We start from the raw sequence: 19,641 nt of genomic DNA on the forward strand, positions 1-19,641 counted from the left end.
GCCGTGCCGGAGCCGCGGCGGATGCGGGGAGGGGCGGCGGGCGCGGGAGCGCGCCGCCGGCCTCCGTCACTCCGTGCGCAGGCCGGCCGGGCGCATCATGCGCCACAGCAGTGGCAGGCTCAGCAGCGTCACCACGGCGACCAGCCCGCCGCCGACGGCGAACATCGGCCAGATGACGCCCCAGTCGGCGACCGACCGCGAGATGACCCGCAACAGGGTCCAGCCGAGGCCGAGCCCGAACGCCGAGGCCAGCAGGAGACCCAGCGCCACCGGGATCGCCGTCTGCCAGAGCACGGAGGCGCCCAGCGTGCCGCGGCGGGTCCCGAACGCCACCAGCACCGCCAACTGCCGCCTGCGTTCGCGCAGCTGCTCCGCCTGGGACACGACCATGCTGGCGGCGATGAGCACCAGCACCGCGGTGGCCGCGGCGAAGATGACCCGGCTCAGCTCGGCGAACCCGGCGGAGACCTTCGTCGACCGGGACAGCCACACATCGGCCGCCGGGCTCTGCCGGAAGACGGTCGTCCGGACGTGCTCCAGCGCCTCCGGCTCGTCGTCCTGGAGCCGCACCCAGCCGGTGTACCGGAGGTCGAGACGGTCGGGGGAGAGGGCGCCGGGCGTCACCAGGATCCCGGTGACCGGAGCACCCCAGCCGGACGGCTTCGCGGACACGGTGCGCGTGCCCTCGGGGATCCGCCAGTTCTCGGTGCCGCGGCCGTCTGGCCCGGCCACCCGGAGGGCGGTTCCGGGGCGCGGCGGAGCGGGACGGCTGGTCTCCTCGTCCGTGTCCCGCGGATCCGCCGCCGCGCGGAAGACCCGCCCGTCACGGCAGGAGCCGACGTCCGCCACTTCCCGCAGCGTTCCGCAGTCGCCCACGATGACCTGCGCGTACTCCGCCGCGTCGGTGCCCGCCGCCTTCCCCGCGACCTCCTGGGTGCTCTCCAGGAACCCGGTGGACCCGGCGACGCCCGGGGTGGCGGCCAGCGCCCGGTCCAGTTTCCGGGCACCCGCGGTGTCCGTCGTGAGGTCGATGACGTTCACCTGCCGCAGCGCGGACTTCTTCCGGCCGGTCTCCTGCGTGGCCTCCGCCTGGACCCCGGCGAACAGCAGTTGCAGCGCGACGGCCCCGGCCACGGCGATGGTGATCCCGCTGACGGCCCGGGTCGCCGTACCGCTGGACAACTGGAGCCGGCGCACCGCGAGCTGCCAGGAGACCGGCCCACCGCGCAGCTTGCCGACCAGCCGCTCCACCACCCAGGGCAGCAGGAGCGCGACGCCGCTCAGCAGCGCCACCACCCCGGTGGCGACCCGGAACTCGTTCACCTGACCGCCGCCTCCCGAGCCCAGCGCCCCGGCCAGCGGCAGCAGCAGCGCCAGCCCGACCACCGGGGGCAGCAGCCGCCACCACAGACGGCGCGGCCGCGGCGTGCTCTCCCGCGTCACCCGCACCGGCTCGATCGTCACGCCCCGCAGCGCGAACACGGCGGCGCCGACCGTCACCAGCGGCAGCCCGAGCACCACCAGCGCGCCCAGCACCGGGTCCGGGACCACGTCGGCGGGGAAGACGCTGACGTCGAAGAGGGTGACGTCCGCGGCCAGTCCGCGTCCGAGCGCGAAGACCGCGCCGCCGAGCAGCAGCCCCAGCACCGCTCCGGCGAGCGACTCCCCGGCGGCGATCCGGCGGGTCATGGCCGTGTCGGCCCCCACCAGCCGCAGGGCCGCCAGCCGCTGGTCCCGCCGCTCGCCGCCGAACCGGGTGGCGGTCCCGATGAAGGTGGCCACCGGCATCAGCAGCACCGCGCACGCCACCGCGCCGAGCAGGATCAGCAGCGGGTCCACGTCGCGGTGTTCCTCGACGTGGCCGAAGTACCGCACGCGCTGCGCGTCCCCGGCCCGCAGCGTGTCAGTGCCCAGATAGAAGGAGAGGTCGGCCGGTCCGAGCAGGCCGTCGTCGGCGATGACGCCGACGATCCGCGCGTTCAGCCGCTTCGCCAGCTCAGCACCCGCCGCGGAGTCGAGCAGCTCCTTCAGCGCGGGCGAGACCACCATCTCGCCGGGCTCCGGTATCCGCTCGGTGCCCGGCGGGGTGACCGGGTGGCTGCCGTCGGCCTGCAGGAGCCGGCCGTCGATGTCCCGTCCGTGGAAGGTGGTGTCCGCCACGGCCGTCAGCAGGGTGCGCTCGGTGGCCCGGCTCTCGTCCGCCGAGGTGGCGTTCCCCAGCACCGAGCCGTTGACCGCCCGGGCGTCCCGGCGGGACTCCTGCGCGCTCATGATCGACGGCACCGCGGCGGCCAGCAGCAGCATCGCCACTCCGAGCCCCACCCCGACGGCGGTCAGCAGGGTGCGGAGCCGGCTCTGCCGGCCGGCGAAGGCGAACCCGGCGCCCATGGCCAGGTCCCGTGTCCACTCGCGCACCCGGTGCGCCCTGGGCCTGCCGCTCATACCGCGCCCACCACACCGCTCATGTCCCGTGCCGTGCCGTCCCGGACGACGACCTCGCGGTCGGAGTAGGCGGCCACCCGCGCCTCGTGGGTGACCAGCACGACCGCGGCCCCGGTCTCGCGGGCGGCCGCCGTCAGCAGTTGCATGACCCGCTCCCCGTTGAGCGAGTCGAGCGCGCCGGTCGGCTCGTCGGCGAAGACGACGCGGGGCGAGCCGGCCAGCGCGCGGGCCACGGCGACGCGCTGGCCCTGGCCGCCGGACACCTGCCCGGGCCGGTGGTGGCGGACGTCGTCGACCTCCAGGCGCGCCAGCCACTCCTGGGCCCGCGCCTCGGCCTCCTTGCGGCGAGCGCCCGCCAGACGCAGCGGCAGGGCCGCGTTCTCCAGGCAGGTCAGCTCGGGCACCAGCTGGCCGAACTGGAAGATGAACCCGAAGTCGCCCCGGCGGAGCGCGCTGCGCTCCGCGTCGGAGAGGGCCGACATCTCCCGGCCCTGGTAGGTGATCCGGCCCGCGTCCGGCGGGACGATCCCCGCCAGGCAGTGCAGCAGCGTGGACTTGCCGGAGCCGGAGGGGCCCATCACCGCGACGACCTCGCCGGCGGCGACGGAGAAGTCGGCTCCGGAGAGCGCGGCTGTCGATCCGTAGGTCTTGTGCACGCCCTCGGCGTGCAGCAGGGGTCCGGCCGACGGCTCGGACCCCTGACCGGTGCTGAGTGGGGGGAGCAAGGGGCGCACCTCCGGGGTGGGTTCGTGGTCGGGGCGGCGGCCTCCGGGGCCGGCGCGGGTCGGTTGGGGCCGGTTCCGCGGCGGCCGGTGCGGCGTGCGGCGGACGACGTGCGGCGGATGGACGTGGCGACTCTACATCATGTGTATACACGGGGTGTATACGTGTCCGTGGCCGCCCCTCTGGTCCGGCCGTCGGGAGCCGGCCTCCGTGCCCGGCCTCCGCCCCGGAGCCGGACCCGGAGGCCGGTACAGCGTTCGATGCCGGGTCCGGCGGAAAAGTTCACCGCGGGTCAGGGGTGGTGTGCCGTCACCGGGAGGGGTATTCCCAAAAGTCATGCAATGCCTGTTTTGCGCTAACGTGATCGTATGACCACCGTACGAAGGGGTGCGCGGCTCGTGTCGGTGCTCACCGCGACGCTGATCGCGCTGCTGCTGACGACCGCGGGCAGCCCCGGCGGGCCGCACGCCGCGGACGGCGACGGGGTGTCCGCCGCGGCCGCCGCACTGCGCGCCGGCCCCGTCCACGTCGACCCGCGCGCCCGCGACGCGCTCCCCCCGGCGGCCGCCAAGGCGCTGCGGAGCACCATCGAACGGGCCGACAAACCGGTCCTCGTCGCCGTGCTGCCCGCCGACGGCGACTCCGACCGGAAGACGCTGCTGCGTCGGCTGCGCGCCGAGACAGGCATCGCCGGCGTCTACGCGGTCGCGCTCGGCGACCGCTTCGACGCGGGCGCCGACCACCGGATCATGTCGCGGGACGCCGTCCGGGACGCGGTCGGCGCCGTACGGCGCGCGCACCCGGGGGACCCCGCTGCGATGGTCACCGACTTCACCGACCGGGCGGTCCGGCAGGCCTCCGGCTCGGCACCCGCGGCCTGGGACGGGAACGGTGCCGCCGAGGACGGCGGCCGCACCGGCGGCGGCACCGCGGCCATCGTCACCCTGGGCGTCCTCGTGCTGCTCGCCGGAGGCGGCGCCTTCCTGGTGAGCCGGGGCTCCCGCAGACGGCGGGCCCGACTGGAGCGGGCCGGACTGGAGAAGCTGCGCCCGGTCGTGGACGAGGACATCACCGCGTTCGGGGAGGAGCTGAGCCGGATCGGCTTCGACCCGGCCACCGCCACCGCCCGCCCCGGCCCCGGTCCGGGCGGCACCGGCGCCGCTGCCGCCCGGACCGGCGCCGGAACGGACGCGGAGGAAGCGGATGCCGCGCGCGAGGACTACGCGCGGGCACTCGACGGATACGACGACGCCAAGACCAGGATGGCCGCCGCGCGCCGCCCGCAGGACGTCCGCGAAGTGAGCCGGGCGCTGGCGGACGGCCGGTTCGCCCTCGCCACCCTGGAAGCGCGGCTGCACGGCGCGGTGCTGCCCGAGCGCCGGGCCCCGTGCTTCTTCGACCCGCGGCACGGGCCGTCGGTCGAGGACGTGCAATGGGCGCCGCCGGGCGGAACCGAGCGGGCCGTCCCCGTCTGCGCGGCGGACGCCGCCCGGCTGGCCGGCGGCGAGGAGCCCGCGGCCCGCGAGGTCGGCACCCCGCAGGGGCCGCGGCCGTACTGGGAGGCCGGACCGGTGTACGCGCCGTGGGCCGCCGGGTACTTCGGCGGAGGACTGCTGCCGGGCCTGCTGATGGGCACCCTGCTGGGCGGCGCGCTCGGCGGGCCGTACCCGGACGGGTCCGGCGACCCCTCCGGCGGGGGCGACTTCGGCGGTGACTTCTCCGGGGGCGGCGCCGATCCGCGCGACTTCGGCGGCGGCTTCGGAGACGGCGGCGGCTTCGGCGGAGGCGACTTCGGGGGCGGCTTCTGAGAACCGGGCAGGGAGCGATTTCCGGCCGGACTCCGTTCTGCCGTCCCCGGCGGGCAGCAGCCTCTTCCGGTGTGCCGTGGCCTCCGATGGGTTTGCCCTGGCCGATCGGCGGTTACGTGCACCGGTACGTGGGGGTGAGCTCGCCTCGCGGAGGCACCGGCGGGTTGGGGACACAGCCCCCGGTGCCGTTTTTCACCTGCGATGCCCGGTTGGCGCAGGGTTGCTGGTATCGGGCCGGTGGGTCCACGCTCGGAGGAGTCCCGAACGCGGGTCGGCTGTGACAGCGCTTCCGTGTTGAAGGACCGTCCGACGCTGGGAGAGCTTGATGAGTGCCGCAACCGGGTCTGCGCGTACGACTGCGCTCGCAGGACGTCCGCGGCCCAGAACCGTACCGCCGGGCGAGGCCACGACTCCGGCCGCGCCCCCGGCGCGCAGGACCGGACCCGAGCCCGTCGCCGCGGACGCGACGGCCCCGGAGGGCCCGGCGGGCCCCGGTGAGGCACCGCTGTCCGCGCGGGAGCGCGACGAGCTGACCGCGCGGATCGACGCACTCGACACGGAGGTCGGCCAGCTCCGGGAGGCGCTGGCGAGCCGTCCCGTCATCGACCAGGCCAGGGGCATGGTGATGGCCCTGGCGCCGTGCGACGCGGAGACGGCCTGGCAGGTCCTGGTACGGGTGTCCCAGCACTCCAACGTCAAGCTCCGCAGCGTGGCCGCCGCGCTGGTGTCCGGCGCCGAGGGCACCGCCGTCCCCAAGCCAGTGCGCAAGCATCTGGCCACCGCTCTGCGCGAGGTGCGGACGCCGCCCGGCCGGCGCGGCGGAAGCGGGCCACCGGACCGCCGCGAGCCGCGCGCACCGCGCTGAGACCCGCGGGGCGACCCGGAGCCGGGCACCGGCCGGAGGACCGGGGCGGCGGGTCCGGGAGCCACGCGTCCCGTCCCGCCCTCGCCCCGTGGCGCTGCCCCGAGCGGTGCCCGCCCCCGATGTGCTCAGCCCACGTTCGTGCCGCCGTGTTCGCGGAACCGTGCCGGTTCGGGCCTCGGCGGGCTCGCGACTACTCGGCCGCGTACTCCTGCGGCCGCTCCGGGGCCGGAAGGCCGGGCTGCTGACCGGCGCGCGGGCCGGAGGGCGGGCCGGAGGGCCCGGCAGGCGCCCTGGGCGCGGGCGGCGCGGTGCGGCGTGCCTGTTCAGCCGGAGCCGGAGCCGGAGCCGGAGCCGGAGCCGGAGCCGGACCGTGTCCGGGACCAGGGCCGTGTCCGGGACCGGGACCGGGACCGGGAACGGAGGCACGCGCGGGACCGGCCGCCGGAGGCTCGGCTGACTCGGGTCTTCCGGTACTGGGGTGGCGGTGGTGCACGGGTGAGAAGTCCACCGCCTGCTCGGCTTCCTGCGTGAGCGCCTCGGCGGCCTGGCGTACATCGCCGGGCACGTCGCCGTGCTCCTCGATCAGGCTGCTGTAGATGGGCGGACCGGTGGCGCTGTCGGTCGTCATGCGGAGAATCTCCTGGTGAGGGTATGGACAAACAACCGGCCATCCACAGGGATGCAGATGGCCGGACGCCGACCTTACGCCCTGGCCCGGGGCCCGTCTCCACGCGGGCCCACCGCCGCTGCGCGCTCGGACCGTCCCGCACAGAACCGCACAAACTCCGTACAGTCCCGTGCAGCTCCGGACACTCCCAGCAACTCCCGGGCAGCCTTCGTGCCGCGCGGGCGTCGGCCGCCCGCGCCGCCTCCGGAGCACGGCAGGCGATTCCGGGCCGTCGGGGAGCGGCCCACGGAACCGTGTGCCCACCTGACAGGTTCGGGGTGTTTACCGCCGCCCGAGTCGGATACACGAGACTCCACGTGCTTGGGAGTACAGGCACATCGCGGGAGGAGACCCCCAGGGTCCCCCGGGTGTGTCACCCGGGCCGTTTCTCCCGCGGTTGTCCACGTGTCAACGACACCGGGAGGAGCCCGATCCCATGTGCCCCGTGAGGTACCGCCCGCAGCGCACCCGCCACAGCCACGACGACGCCCCCGACACCGCGGAGGACTTCGCGCGACTGGCGACGCTCCCCGAGGGCCCGGAGCGGGAGGAGCTGGCCGGCCGCCTGGTGGAGGCGTGGCTGCCGATGGCGCATCGGCTGGCCGCCAAGTACCGCAACCGCGGTGAGTCGCTGGAGGACCTGGAGCAGGTCGCCGCGCTCGGACTGGTCAAGGCGGTGGACCGGTACGACCCCGCGCAGGGGACGCCGTTCGTGCCGTTCGCGGTGCCGACCGTCACCGGTGAGATCCGGCGGCACTTCCGTGACCACACCTGGGACGTGCATGTTCCCAGGCGCGTGCAGGAACTGCGGAACAAGGTGCGGAACGCCGTGCGGGAGCTGACCGCAGGCCTGGAGGAGGGGCCGCCGTCGGTGGCGCGGATCGCCGAGCACACCGGCATGTCCGAGGAGGACGTGGCCGCGGGGCTGGAGGCGCTGGACAGCTTCCGCTCGCTGTCGCTGGACGCGTCCGTCGCGGGCAGTGCCGACGACGGCTTCTCGCTCGCCGACACGCTCGGCGCCTCGGAACCCGAGTACGACACGGTGGTGGCCCGGGAGGCGGTCAAGCCGTGTCTGCGCGAACTGCCCGAGCGTCAGCGGCAGGTGCTGTACCTGCGCTACTTCCGCGACATGACCCAGTCGCGGATCGGCGAGGAACTGGGCATCTCCCAGATGCACGTCTCCCGGCTGCTGTCCAAGAGCTGTGAGCGGGTCCGCCGCCAGGTCGAACACGAGCGCCGGGCCGCACGCCCCGCGGAGACGACCAACTCCGGCCGCACCGGCAGGACCGGCCGTACCGGTACCGGGCACGACAGCCGCCGTACGCCCGGTGCGCGGCAGACGGCGCGCCGTGCCCCGGCGGTCGCCCCCGGCGCGGCGGCAGCCGCCTGACGACAGCGTCGACGCCCCCGGCGCGGAACCTCACCGCCGGGGGTGCCCGCACGGTGTGATTCCAGGCAACCGGCGTGGGGACTCGCCGGCCGGCAGCGGCCGGTACAGCTGCCGCGACATCGGCCCCTCCCGTCGACCGGCCCCCGCGCGGGCCCGAGCGGGCCCGCGCGGGGGCCTCACCCGGCGGTGGTCGCCTGCAGGGCCTCGGTGACCTCCGCGTCGGTGATCTGCGGGAAGTTCTCGTACCAGAGGCCCACCGCCTCGAAGACGGCCGGCTGGTTCGGGCACAGCACGGTGTCCGCCTCGCGGCTGAGATCCCTGACGGCCTGCGGCGAACCGACCGGGACCGCCAGAACGAGCCTGGCCGGCCGCTGCCGCCTCAGATGCCGCAGCGCCGCCCGGGCCGTGACGCCCGTGGCCAGCCCGTCGTCGACGACCAGGACGGTGCGGCCCTCGATCAGCGGCTCGGGGCGGCCGCCCCGGTAGAGGTCCTGGCGGCGGTGCATCTCGGTGCGCTCGTGCGCCACCGTCGAGGACAGCCGGTCGGCGGTGAGCCCGAGCATCTCCAGGGCCGTCGTGTCGTAGACCGGCGGATCCTCCCCGGCGATGGCCCCGACGCCGTACTCCGGCCGGCCCGGCAGCCCGATCTTGCGGGCGACGAGCACGTCCAGCGGCGCGTGCAGCGTGCGTGCCACCTCCGCGGCGACAGGTACCCCGCCCCGCGGCAGCGCCAGCACCAGCGGATCCCGCAACTCCTCCGTCCGCTGCAACCGAAGCACCTCGGCGGCGAGTTCGCGGCCCGCCTGGACGCGGTCTGCGAAACGCATCTCGGCTCCCTTCTCGCGACATCCGGCCGGCGCCCGGCCGGCACCGGCCGCGTGCGGCCCGTCCCGGACCGCACCCTCATTCGCCGTCCGTGGTGGGCGGGAGCGCGAACCATCCGGCCGCCACCCGCGCGACCTCCTCCAGGGTCCCGGGCTCCTCGAACAGATGGGTGGCGCCCGGGACGACGTGGATCCGGTGCGGTGCGCGCAGCCGCTCGGCGGCGGCCTCGTTCAGCCGCAGCACCTGGTGGTCGTCACCTCCGACGATCAGCAGCACGGGGGCCAGCACCTGCGACAGGGCGTCGCCCGCCAGATCCGGCCGGCCTCCGCGGGAGACCACCGCGTACACGGTGCCCGGCCGCTCGGCCGCGGCCGTCAGTGCCGCCGCCGCCCCGGTGCTCGCCCCGAACAGGCCCACCGGCAGCCCGGCCGTCCGCCCGTGGCGCGTCAGCTCGTCGACGGCAGCCACCAGACGGTGACCCAGCAGCGGAATGTCGAAGCGGTGCTCGGCTGTCGCGGCGTCGATCCGCTCCTCGTCCTCGGTCAGCAGATCCAGCAGCAGGGTGGCCAGCCCCTCCTCGCGCAGCGCGGCAGCGACCGCCCGGTTGCGTGGACTGAAGCGCGAGCTGCCGCTCCCGTGTGCGAACAGCACCGCGCCCGTCACCCGGTCCGGCACCTGGAGATCGCCGGTGAGCACCGTTCCGCCGCCGGTCCTGATGTGGACGGTTTCCATGGTTTCCGTAGGCACGCCCTCTCACTCCCCTCGCACCGCGTGCCCTCCCCGGGTGCCCAGCCCCGCCGCGTCCAACCAGGCCGTGGCGCACCGGCCCCGCCGGGTGCTCCGCCGGTCCCTTCGCCCCGATCGTCCGGGGCATCCCGCGGTTCTGCCGGGCCGACCTGCTGCGGATCGTGGTGGGTACGGCACTCCTCGCCGCGATCGTTCCGCTGGACGGGACGGGACGGCCCGCCCACCACAGCCGACGCCGGACGGATCCCGCTGAGCCAGACCCGGCGGCGCCGCGCGCCCCGACGGAACGGGCGACCGACCCCGGTACGCGGAGGGCGCCGCACACCCCGGTGCGGGAACCGGCGGCACCGCGCACCCCGGCGCCGGCGGCGATGCCGCGCCCTCCGGCAGCGTGGCGTGCGGGGCCGCGGTGCCCCTTCCCCCGCCGGCACCCGGTGGCCGTCGTCCAACGGCAGAGGAAGCTTCGCCGGACTCGGCGAAGTGCCCGAGGCGACGACGGCCGGTTCGGTCCGGTGCTCTGCGAACCCCTGTCAGCGTCCGGCGGGGTCGTCGATGTCCACCGTGATCACGACCCCGGCCGTCGAGGTGAACGTCGCCTCGCGCCCGACCGGCCGGATCTCCGTGAACGGATTGGACTCCGTGAGGAAGACCGCCCACACCAGGGTTCCGTCCTCGGCGAGGCGTGCGAAGAACCCCTGCGACCCCTGGTCCCCCTCGCCGGCCCACAGCTGTCCGCCACCGGGCAGCTCCACCTCCCGCTGCCCGTCCACCCAGGAGACCCACTCCGGGTCCTCGGCCAACTCCGCCGCGAGGTCGAAGGACTCCCCGATCACCAGGCCCCCGGGCCGGTCCGAGTCGTACGAGACGTCATGGGCCCGCACCTGCTCGCCCTGGCGCACATACAGGGCGTCACGGAGCGGAAGACAGTACTCCGCCCACAGGCTGTCCAGGGCTTCGACGTCTCGCATGCCGCTCCTCCGTGAGCGCTGTGGTCCAGCACATTGCTGAGAGGTCTTCACGTAAGACAGGCGTCCGGAGAACGATGCGCGGAACGTTGGTCTGACTTCGCGGGGCATGCTCTGTCTTGGCTTGGAATGCACCGCCGGGTTCAGGTCAGCAGTGTCGTCACGCCCGCCGAACGCAGGGTGCGGACAACCTCGTCCATGTACTCGGGGATATGAGTGCGGGCCGTAGCGGAGTCGTGCCACACGAGTGTGAACGGAGCCACCGGGCCGAAGTTGCCACGCAAGCAGTCCTTGAGGGCGTCCAGAGTCGAGCCGTAGTAGCCGCCAGGCCCGTTCAACGCCTCCCCCAGCGCACAGTAGAGCCCCGAATGGTCCGTGACATGGCTTCCGTCCAGGCGGAACGAGTCAGAGGGAGAGGGGGGCGGAGGGATCGGGAATCGCCAGACAGCGCGTAGTCGGGCTGCGTCGAGCCATGCCTCACGTCCCTCCTCCGGAAGTCCTGCCCAGATGTTGCGCTCATCACCGCTCGACGTACGCCAGGCGGACCACACCGCGTCTGTCCCAGGGCAGGGGGTGTCCCACAAGTATCCCGAGACGCGGAGATCGACCACATTGCCGCGTTCGTGCTCCTCGGAGATTTCCGCGCTCCCTACCGTATAAGCAGCGACAGGCAACCCGTTCTTTCCCAGCACGCGAAGCTCCAGCGCATCGTGATGCACCTGAACTGGCGGCTCGGCCAGGCGCCGGGCACGTGGGGCTCGAAAAGTCGCGTACTCCTCGCTCTCAAAGAACCCTTGCAGTTCTTCGACAGCGTACAAGTCGCGTTCCGAGTCCGCCGAATAGAGGAGGTATGCGGCGTACTCCGCAGTCAACGCTGCTCCTTCGGAAGTTTTGGGACGTCTCCACCATCTTTGTACCAAGGAGCCGGAAACAGTCTCGGCTTCTTGTAATCGTGATTCCAGATGAAGCCGATCAACCCATCCTTGCGCTTCAGAACCCGGTGCGGTGTGCCCTCCACGTCGTATATCGCCGCGCCCTTCCACTTGGCCTTTTCCTTGGGGGACAGCTTATCCGCATTGTAGTAGTCGAGGCCGTCCGGGGCGTCGCCTGGCCGTTGCGTTCCTCTTCCGGCCAGAACCTCCTCATAGACGTGGCGGAGCTTCTTGTTGCGTATGGGGTTGGGGTCACTCAGCTTGGGCTTGTCCTTCGGGCAGCCCGCCAGGCCGAGCGGATCCTCCCACGCGCAAGGGTTTCGCACATAGGTCTGCGGGCTCGGCGAGGGTTCGAGGCCGAGTGGGTCGGGTGTGAGGTAGCGGGCTGTTTCGGGGTCGTAGTAGCGGAAGTAGTTGTAGTTGAGGCCGGTTTCGTGGTCGGAGTATTGGCCGGGGAAGCGGAGGGGACAGTCCACTGTTGCGGCGGGGGAGGGGAGTGGGGTGCCCCAGAGGGTGGTGCGGGATTGCCAGGCGAGGGTGCCGTCGGAGGCGAGGAGTTCGGTGGGGGTGCCGACGGTGTCGGTGATGACCGCGTGGAACTGCGGGGTTCTGACGAGTGGGTCGCGGGTGGTCTGGGCCACGGGGCGATGGGTGTCGGGGGCGTAGTCCCAGGTGGTGGTCGTGCCGTTCTCGGTGGTCTGCTCCGCTGTGCGGGTGCCGTCCCAGGCGAAGGTGGTGGAGCGTCCTTCGGGTCCGGTTTTCGTGGCGCGGCGGCCGAGTGGGTCGTAGGTGTAGTGCCAGGTCTCGCCGCTGGGGTTGGTCGCGGATATGAGGCGTTCGTGGGTGTTCCAGGTGTAGGTCCAGGTGCGGGTCTGGCCGTTGAGGAGTTTGCGGGTTTTGCGGGTGAGGCGGCCGGCTGCGTCGTGTTCAAAGCTGGTGCGGCCGGCTCGGCGGATGAGGGTGCCGTCGTGTTCGCGTGCGCCGGATGCGGGGTGGGCCGGGGCTTGGGCGTGGGACTGGTTGCCGGCTGTGTCGTAGGCGTACTTCTCGGTCCAGCCGTGGGCGTGGACACCCGTTATGCGGCCCAGGGGGTCGAGCTCGAAGCGGCGTGTCCCGGCGGTCAGTTCGCGGATTTCGGTGACGTAGCCGTCGGGGCGGTAGGTGTAGGCGCGGTGCTGGAGGATGTCGCCGTGCGCCGTCTGCACTGTCTGGCGGGTGAGGTGGTCGGTGGCGTCCCAGCCCTGGTGCAGTGTGATGCCCTCTGCCAGTTCACGGTGCGTCTCACGGCTCGCGGCGTCATATGTGAAGGTGAGCGTGCCGCCGTCCGTCAACAGCGATGTCGGGCGGTCCGCCGCGTCGTACGTCCAGGTGGAAGTGTGTCCGGCGGGCGTCGTGCGGCTGATGCGGCGGCCCGCCGCGTCGTAGGTGTAGGACGTTCTGCGTCCGTTGACCGTCTCGGCCAGCAGCCGGCCCACTGCGTCCCGCTCCAGCGTCACCTCCGCCGCCGCGTTGGCGGTGTGGACGAGGGCGCCTGCCGGGTCGTACGCGTATGTGGTCACCTCGCCGCTGGTCTCGTCGTGCTGTTCGACGGGGCGGCCGAGGGGGTCGAGGGTGTAGGTGAGCCGCTCGCCCATGGCGTTCGTGCGGGCGAGGAGGTCGCCTGCGGCGTCCAGTTCGTAGGTCTGGCGTGCGTTGTTGAAGTCGGTCTCGGCGACCAGCCGGCCGGCCGGGTCGTACTCGTAGCGCCACGACCTGCCCTGCGGATTGGTGACCTCCACCAGGCGCAGTTCGGTGTCGTAGGAGAACGCATACCGCGCCCCGTCCGGGTCGGTGCGGGTGACGGGCAGGTCGAAGTGGGTGTGGGTGTACTCCGTGGTGTGGCCCGCGGTGTCGGTGTGGGAGACGAGGTTGCCCTCGCAGTCCCACTTCCACTCCTCCCAGGCACCGTCGGCGTACTCCCGCCAGGCGGGTTTGCCTTCGATGGTCCAGCCGTGGCGGGTGGTGTGGCCCAGTGGGTCGGTGAGGGTGGTGATGCGGCCGTGGGGGCCGCGGTGGATGTGGGTGGTGTTGCCGAGGGGGTCGGTGAGGGCGATGGGGAGGCCGGCCGGGTTGGGGGTGACCGTGGTGGTGTGGCCGAGGGGGTCGGTGACGGAGGTGAGGTGTCCGGCCTGGTTGTAGGTGTAGCGGGTGGTGGTGCCGGCCGGGTCGGTGGTGGAGGTGCGGTTGCCCAGGTCGTCCCAGGTGTGCCGCCACAGGCCGTCGTTGGGGTCGCGGATCTCCAGCGGGAGGCAGTCGTCGTCGTAGAGGGCGGTGGTGGTGCTGCCGTCGGGGCGCTGGATGCGGGTGAGGTTGCCCGCCTCGTCGTAGGTGTAGCGGGTGGTGCGGCCCAGCGGGTCGGTGACGGCCACCGGGTGGCGGTTGTCCGCGTCCCATTCGGTGCGGGTGGTGTGGCCGAGGGTGTCGGTCTCGGCGACGATGCGGTGGGCCTCGTTGTGGACGTAGAGGGACTGGTGGCCCTGGGAGTCGGTGTAGCGGGTGGTGCGGGCCGCCTGGTCGTAGTGGAAGCGGCCCGAGAAGGTGCCGTCGGGGCCGATGGTGCGCAGCACGCGGCCGCGGTGGTCGTAGACGTAGCCGAAGGCCGTGCCGTTGCGGTCCGTCCACGAGGTGATGCGGTGGGCCTCGTCGTAGCGATAGCGCAGCGGCTGCCCGGTGGAGTTGAGGATCTCGGCGAGGTCCCCGGCCGGGTCGTAGCGGTAGGAGACCAGGAGGGTGCTGCGCTCCTGGTCGGGGCCGTGCAGCATGCGCAGTGCGGTGATCCGCATCAGGTCCGGATCGGTGTCCACCGCGATCCGGTAGCCGCCCGAGTGGGTCACCCGCTGCGGTGCGCCGGTCTGGTCGTAGGCGATGTCGATGCGGTTGCCGGCCCGGTCGCTGATCGCGCGCAGTGCCAGTTCGCGTCCGCCGGCGGGCAGCGGGGCGAAGTGCAGGGTGCGGTTGCGTTCGGGTGCGGTGATCGTCATAGTGCCGTCCGGTTTGCCGTCCCAGCACAGCGGCCACCGGGGCCCGCTGACCGGCAGCGCCGGCACGTCCGCCTCGGGCACCGGATAGCTGAGCACCATCCCGTCGTCCGCGACGAAGACGATCCCCCGCTCGTCCAGCTCCACCCGCTGATCCAGCGTCCCCGCCCAGGTCGGCCCGAACCAGCCCCCGCACGGATGCCCCGACACGTAATGCCGCTCCAGCAACAACGGCAGATCCCCGGGCAGAGCGACATCCGTGGCAGAGGTGAACATCTCACCTGTCGCCGCGTCGACAGGCTCGTTGAGCCCCTTCTTCTCGCCGCTGCCCACGTCGCTCTGGTCCGGCCCGTCCGCCCGGTCCCGCGCACTGCCGTCCCGCCGCAGTGCCCGCTCCCGGCCGGCCAGCCGCTGGGCGGCGTTCTTGGCCGCCGAGCCGCCCTTGCGCAGCGCGCCCCCGCCGCCGGAGGCGAGCGCCAGGAGCAGATCCGGGGTGAGCTGCCCCGCCGCACGGGAGGGGTTGCGCTGCCACTCCTCCCAGTTGACGACCGCCTTGGCGAACTCCTTGGGATGATGCGCCGCATAGGCCGCCCCGTCGACCATCCCCGCCAGTTGGAGGCCGGCCCCGTCCAGACCGTCCTCGGTCAGGTACTCGAACTGCTTCCACATCCCGTGGACGCTGTCGCCCGCACCGCCGAAGAAGTCCTTGGCACCCTTCTTGAAGCGGTTCCAGCCCTTCGGGGGATCGGGAGCCTTCTCCGCCGCCTTGTCCAGCGTGCTCTTGGAGTCGTCGACGACGCCCTGGAGCTCCTTCTCCAGCTTGTCCAGCCGGCTGTAGCAGGAGTCCAGTCCGGTGATGGGATCCTCGTCCGGCGGTCGCTCCGGAAGGGTCTCGTCACCCCGGTCCACGGCGTCGTTGTACGCCTTGACCTTCTTCCAGTGGGCTTTGGAGGCGGCCCGGATCTCGTCCGCGTCCTTGATGATCGGTTTGACCCGCTTGTGGACGGAGCGGAGTTTGTCCGCATACGCGTCCAGTGCGCCGGCCGCCGACTTGAAGTATTTGCGGGCGGACTCCAGTTCCCTGGGCAGGCTCTTGCTCGCGTCCTCGAAGCTGCGCGAGCCGGCGCCGGTCCACGGCAGCAGGGACAGATCGGTCAGCTTGTCGTAGCCGTCCTTGAACGCACCCGCGTAGGCACGCAGCTTGACGACCAGATCATCGATCTTGTCCGGATCGCCGGGTATGACCTCGTCGGGCTCGGCGTGCGGCGGCAGGCGTTCGGCTGTGCCGCCCTCCATGGCGTCCTTCTGCGTCATACGAGGGGGTCCTTTCCACCACCGCGTCCCGCGGGGAGTGTCCGAGGTCGGTACGTCGGGCAGGGCCAGGTCATGCGATGGGCCCCTGTCCGCCGTCGACCACCCAGCCTTCGCCGCCCTCGCCCGCGACCCGATAGCGCGGGTTGGTGGGCAGATCACCCGTGACGGTCGTGCCGTCGCCGCCCGGTTTGCCGTCGTCCAGCCAGGGCTCCTGGTAGATCTCCGGAGGCGGATCGAACTTCCCGCGGTCCCCGTTCTCCCACGCCCGCAGTCCGTGCTCACCGAACGGCAGCTTGGCCATGTTGTCCTCGGTCGGCGAGAAGTCCTTGACCCGCAGCAGATCGGCCAGCATGTAGGCGGCGATGACCTGCCGCAGCGTCTCGACGATCACATCGGTGTGCTCGGCGACCCGCCCCATCCCGAATCCCCACTCGGAGAGGACTTCCTTGGCGGGCTTCTCGATCTCGATGGTGGCCGCGTTGTTGATCCCGCTCGCCATCGACTTCCAGTCGTCCTTGATCTTCCGAGCCGCGACGACCGACTCCTCCAGCGGCTTGAGGATCTTGCGGACGCCCGCGATCTCGATCGCGTACCCGTCACCGGGTTTGGGGCCGTCGTACGCGCCCTTCTCGTCCCCCGACATGCTCACCCCCTCCGGGCGGTGGCCCCGGCGTCCGCGGGTGCCGCGTCCGTGGCGTCCGTGGCGTCCGCCGCGTCCGCCGCGTCCGCCGGGTCCGTGGTCCGGACGTCCGCGGTCCCTTCGCCGACGTCGGGCCCGGTCGTCTCCGGCGGCGGCAGCCGGTCCGCGTCCAGCAGGAAGGGGTGCTCGCCCAGCGGATCCACCAGGGCCCGGACGCCGTCGGGCAGCAGTTCCACCAAGTCCTCCGCCGTGGTGGAAGCCCAGTCGCACACTCCGGCGAACAGGGCCAGTTGCTCCCAGGAGGTGAAGACCGGTACCACCGGACCGTCCACCGTCTCGGCCACCAGGAAACCGGGATTCTCAGGACGCTGGAAGTACAGACGTGCGGCGCGCAGTCGGTCCAGCCGCTCCGACGTGGACATCCGCGCCACGGCGGTGTCGTGGACGAGATCGCGCAACGACATGGGTCCCCCTTCCCCCCTTGCCCCGGCCGCACATCCGGCCGGACCGTACGGGGCGATATTCGCACACCCCCCGGACACCGGTGCAGTTCAGAAGGCTCCGGCCTTCCGCTGTGACGGAGCCGTGACGGTGCCCTCGCGGACGTCGTGGAGCGCCCCGTTGGTGGGGGGCACGCCCCCCACACGACAATCCCGCACCGGCGGGTGGCCGAAAATCACGTGCCCCGACCACAACGGCGGGGCCGCCACCAAGGGGTGCTCCGTGGGGGTGGCGGGACCTCCGGAGGGGTCAGCGCCAGGTGCTGCCCGCGAAGTGGAGGTCCTCCAGGGCGTCGAGGACGACGGTGTGCCGGTACCACTCCAGCCACGCCGCGGCCTGTGCCCCCACTTCGTCCAGGGACCGGGCCTCCGCGGCCGAGAGCGCCCGCACCGGACGTTCGTGGTGGGTGGAGACCACTCCCTCGGGCCGGTCCGAGGGCTGCTTCACCAGGGGTGTGCTGTGGCAGCCGCGGCTGCCCGCGGCCAGGATCGCCTTCCGGGCGGGCTCCTCGAACATGGGGTCGGTGGCCACGTCGGTGACGGTGACGCGGGCGACGTGTTGCGAAGCCTGCGCGCAGGCGGTGCCGTCCTTGCCGACGCGGTCGAAGAACTCCACGAAGTCCTCGTCCAGACCCCGGTGCTTCTCGATCCGCAGGTCGCCGGTCACCGGGTCGACGAGCTGCACGTTGCCCATGTCCGTGCCGACGATCTCCATGCTGCGGCGCAGCACCGCGGAGAGCACCTCCGCGGTGTTCGCGGAAGCGGTCCGCAGGCTCGGGGCGAAGGCCAGCCGTGGCGGGGTGCGCCGCTCCCGGGCCGGGAACCACACGCTGTCGTAGGAGCGTGGGCCCGGGGTGGTGACGACCGCGGTCGCGAGGGTCCGGAGCCGTACGTTGAACCGTTGCGAGCCGGCTTCCAGCAGGGAGAACGCCGCCCGGTCGTCCGGCAGCCGGTAGCGCTCCTCCAGGATGCCCTGGGCGCGCGAGACGAGCGGATGGGTGCGGGCCTTGGCCCGCAGGTGGCGTATCTCCTTGCGCAGCCGGAGGAGTTCGCCGGGCGGAGCGGAGGGCTCCGCCGGCTGTGCGGCGGGCGTGGACGGTGCGGCGGGCGTGGGCGACGCGGCGGACGGCTGCGCGGCGGACGTGGCGCAGCCCGCGGCCGCCTCCGCGACGGAGCGGACCACGATCGGGCGGCCTGCCGCGGAGGAGCCCCCCTCAGCGGCGGAACCGCTCTCCGCGGCGTGACCCCCTTCCGCGGCGTGACCATCCTCCGCGGCGTGACCCCCTTCCGCGGCGTGACCCCCCTCCCCGGAGAGTGCACGGCGGAGCCGTTCGTCCGGGGCGGCCAGCAGGAGTGCGTGGCGGTCGGCCGCGAGGGTCCGCGCGCAGGCGGCCAGCGCGCGGACGCCGGCCGGGGAGACGTGCGGGACGAGGGCGAGGTCGATCACCACGGCGCTGCAGCCGGCCGGGGGGCGCACGGCTGCGCGGAGTGCCGGGTGGTCGGCGTCCGCCACACCGCCTTCCGCGCGCACCGCCCACAGGCCGTCTCCGTGCGGCAGCCGCACGACTTCTGCCCGTGCGGTGCCGGGGCCGCCCGTCGCGCCCATAGGGTGTCCTTCTTTCTCCCCCGGAACATTTGCAGTGTGACAACGGTACCCACCTCTCGGAGGGTGCGGGAGCGCGGTCCCCCGTCGGGCCGGACAGGCCGGGTGCCGCCCTCTTGTCGGCGGTCGGCGGGCGCCGCACCGTATGGGAATGGACCTGGAACTCCGACACCTCAAGGTCGTCTCGGCCATCGCCGAGGCAGGGAGCCTGACGCGGGCCGCGACCGGGTTGGGGCTGGCGCAGCCGGCGCTGAGCGCACAGCTCAAGCGGATGGAGCGGGCTCTGGGCGGTGAGCTGTTCGTCCGGGGGCCGCATGGGGTGCGGCCCACCGAGTTGGGGGAGTTGGTGCTGGAGCGGGCCCGGGTGCTGGTGCCCGCGGTCGCGGAGCTCCAGGAGGAGGCGCGCAGCTTCAGCCGCAAGCGCGCGGCCGGTGCGGACCGGCGGGCCCGCTACCGGCTGGGCGGGACGCACGGGCCGCTGCTGGGCGGCCTGGTGGACCGGCTGGCCTCGGCCCGCCCTGCGGCGTCGGTGACGACGTACACCTCGTGGTCGACCCGCGAGCTGGCGGGGCTGCTGGCCGAGGGGCGGATCGACTACGCGCTGACGGGGGTGTGCGGGCCGAGCCGTCCGCCGACTGCCGGGAGCGGTGCGGCGGTGGTGTGGCGGGAGGTGGCGGTGGATCCGGTGTTCGTGATGCTGCCCGAGGGGCATCCGCTCGTGGCCTGCGAGGAGGTGCCGTTGGGAGAGTTGGCGGACGCGTGCTGGACCAACGTTCCGGGGGACGGTTGTTTCGCCGAGTGCTTCGCGGCGGCCTGCGCGCGGGTGGGGTTCACCCCGGAGGCGGTGTACGAGACGGACACCGCCTCCTGTGTGCACCTGGTGCAGGTGGGGCGGGCGGTGGGCTTGTGCCGGGCGACGTTTCCGCCGACTCCCGGGCTGGTGACGCGCCCCCTGCTCGGCTCGCCGCTGATGTGGCGGCATGTCCTGGGCTGGTATCCGGACACACCGGCCGCCGAAACCGCGGAGAGCGTCCTGGCGCACGCCCGCGCCGTGCACGCCGGCGCCGCCGCGCTCAGCCCCAGCTACGCCCACTGGCGCCGACTGCGGCAGGCGGCCACGTGACACGCGGAGCCGGGCGAGGGCCGACGCGCCGCCACGGCACGGAGGCCCGCACCACGGCGCGGAGGCCCGCACCATGACGC

Annotated in this window: 15 protein-coding genes; 4 read left to right on the forward strand and 11 right to left on the reverse strand. The window is 73.2% G+C overall.

Annotated features, from left to right (window positions below):
- Nucleotides 1-66: 66 nt before the first annotated feature.
- On the reverse strand, nucleotides 67-2,442 hold the full coding sequence (locus tag A949_RS0108635) for an ABC transporter permease (protein ID WP_063826253.1): 2,376 nt from the start codon (nucleotides 2,440-2,442) through the stop codon (nucleotides 67-69).
- Nucleotides 2,439-3,167, reverse strand: coding sequence for an ABC transporter ATP-binding protein (locus A949_RS0108640; protein ID WP_019355604.1), 729 nt, complete (start codon nucleotides 3,165-3,167; stop codon nucleotides 2,439-2,441). The genes A949_RS0108635 and A949_RS0108640 overlap by 4 nt, the downstream gene beginning before the upstream one ends.
- A 366-nt stretch (nucleotides 3,168-3,533) precedes the next feature.
- Here A949_RS0108640 and A949_RS0108645 point away from each other — a divergent pair, with 366 nt between their 5' ends.
- Together A949_RS0108645 and A949_RS35480 are read left to right on the forward strand one after the other, a co-directional pair.
- Complete coding sequence (locus A949_RS0108645) at nucleotides 3,534-4,973, forward strand: hypothetical protein (protein WP_026004463.1); 1,440 nt, start codon at nucleotides 3,534-3,536, stop codon at nucleotides 4,971-4,973.
- A gap of 325 nt (nucleotides 4,974-5,298) precedes the next feature.
- Complete coding sequence (locus tag A949_RS35480) at nucleotides 5,299-5,838, forward strand: ANTAR domain-containing protein (protein WP_019355606.1); 540 nt, start codon at nucleotides 5,299-5,301, stop codon at nucleotides 5,836-5,838.
- A gap of 190 nt (nucleotides 5,839-6,028) precedes the next feature.
- Here A949_RS35480 and A949_RS35485 read toward each other — a convergent pair whose 3' ends face one another.
- A complete protein-coding gene (locus A949_RS35485) occupies nucleotides 6,029-6,466 on the reverse strand; it encodes a hypothetical protein (protein ID WP_019355607.1) in 438 nt (145 codons plus the stop codon).
- Between the two features lie 475 nt (nucleotides 6,467-6,941).
- On the opposite strand from A949_RS35485, the gene A949_RS0108660 reads away from it, so the two are divergent.
- Nucleotides 6,942-7,895 carry a SigB/SigF/SigG family RNA polymerase sigma factor gene (locus A949_RS0108660; protein ID WP_019355608.1) on the forward strand — a complete coding sequence of 318 codons (954 nt, stop codon included), beginning with the start codon at nucleotides 6,942-6,944 and terminating at the stop codon, nucleotides 7,893-7,895.
- 176 nt (nucleotides 7,896-8,071) lie between these two features.
- On the opposite strand, the gene A949_RS0108665 is transcribed toward A949_RS0108660, so the two are convergent.
- The 8 genes from A949_RS0108665 to A949_RS35490 form a co-directional block, all read right to left on the reverse strand.
- Nucleotides 8,072-8,722 (reverse strand): phosphoribosyltransferase, encoded by a 651-nt coding sequence (locus A949_RS0108665; RefSeq protein ID WP_019355609.1) that lies wholly within the window; start codon nucleotides 8,720-8,722, stop codon nucleotides 8,072-8,074.
- A 76-nt stretch (nucleotides 8,723-8,798) separates the two neighbouring features.
- A complete protein-coding gene (locus tag A949_RS0108670; RefSeq protein ID WP_019355610.1) occupies nucleotides 8,799-9,452 on the reverse strand; it encodes a dienelactone hydrolase family protein in 654 nt (217 codons plus the stop codon).
- 545 nt (nucleotides 9,453-9,997) lie between these two features.
- Nucleotides 9,998-10,435 (reverse strand): hypothetical protein, encoded by a 438-nt coding sequence (locus A949_RS38035; RefSeq protein ID WP_019355611.1) that lies wholly within the window; start codon nucleotides 10,433-10,435, stop codon nucleotides 9,998-10,000.
- Between the two features lie 140 nt (nucleotides 10,436-10,575).
- A complete protein-coding gene (locus tag A949_RS0108680; RefSeq protein ID WP_019355612.1) occupies nucleotides 10,576-11,304 on the reverse strand; it encodes a barstar family protein in 729 nt (242 codons plus the stop codon).
- Complete coding sequence (locus A949_RS0108685; protein ID WP_019355613.1) at nucleotides 11,301-15,695, reverse strand: DUF6531 domain-containing protein; 4,395 nt, start codon at nucleotides 15,693-15,695, stop codon at nucleotides 11,301-11,303. Before A949_RS0108685 ends, A949_RS0108680 begins: the two co-directional genes overlap by 4 nt.
- A gap of 70 nt (nucleotides 15,696-15,765) precedes the next feature.
- Complete coding sequence (locus A949_RS0108690) at nucleotides 15,766-16,338, reverse strand: hypothetical protein (RefSeq protein WP_019355614.1); 573 nt, start codon at nucleotides 16,336-16,338, stop codon at nucleotides 15,766-15,768.
- Nucleotides 16,339-16,340: 2 nt separating this feature from the next.
- On the reverse strand, nucleotides 16,341-16,799 hold the full coding sequence (locus A949_RS0108695) for an SseB family protein (RefSeq protein ID WP_019355615.1): 459 nt from the start codon (nucleotides 16,797-16,799) through the stop codon (nucleotides 16,341-16,343).
- A gap of 286 nt (nucleotides 16,800-17,085) precedes the next feature.
- Nucleotides 17,086-18,441, reverse strand: coding sequence for an ANTAR domain-containing protein (locus A949_RS35490; RefSeq protein ID WP_019355616.1), 1,356 nt, complete (start codon nucleotides 18,439-18,441; stop codon nucleotides 17,086-17,088).
- 148 nt (nucleotides 18,442-18,589) lie between these two features.
- On the opposite strand from A949_RS35490, the gene A949_RS0108705 reads away from it, so the two are divergent.
- Nucleotides 18,590-19,561, forward strand: a complete 972-nt coding sequence (locus A949_RS0108705) for a LysR family transcriptional regulator (RefSeq protein ID WP_019355617.1) — start codon at nucleotides 18,590-18,592, stop codon at nucleotides 19,559-19,561.
- Nucleotides 19,562-19,641 lie beyond the last annotated feature (80 nt).

This window comes from Streptomyces sp. AA1529 (assembly GCF_000280905.1).
Lineage (GTDB): Bacteria > Actinomycetota > Actinomycetes > Streptomycetales > Streptomycetaceae > Streptomyces.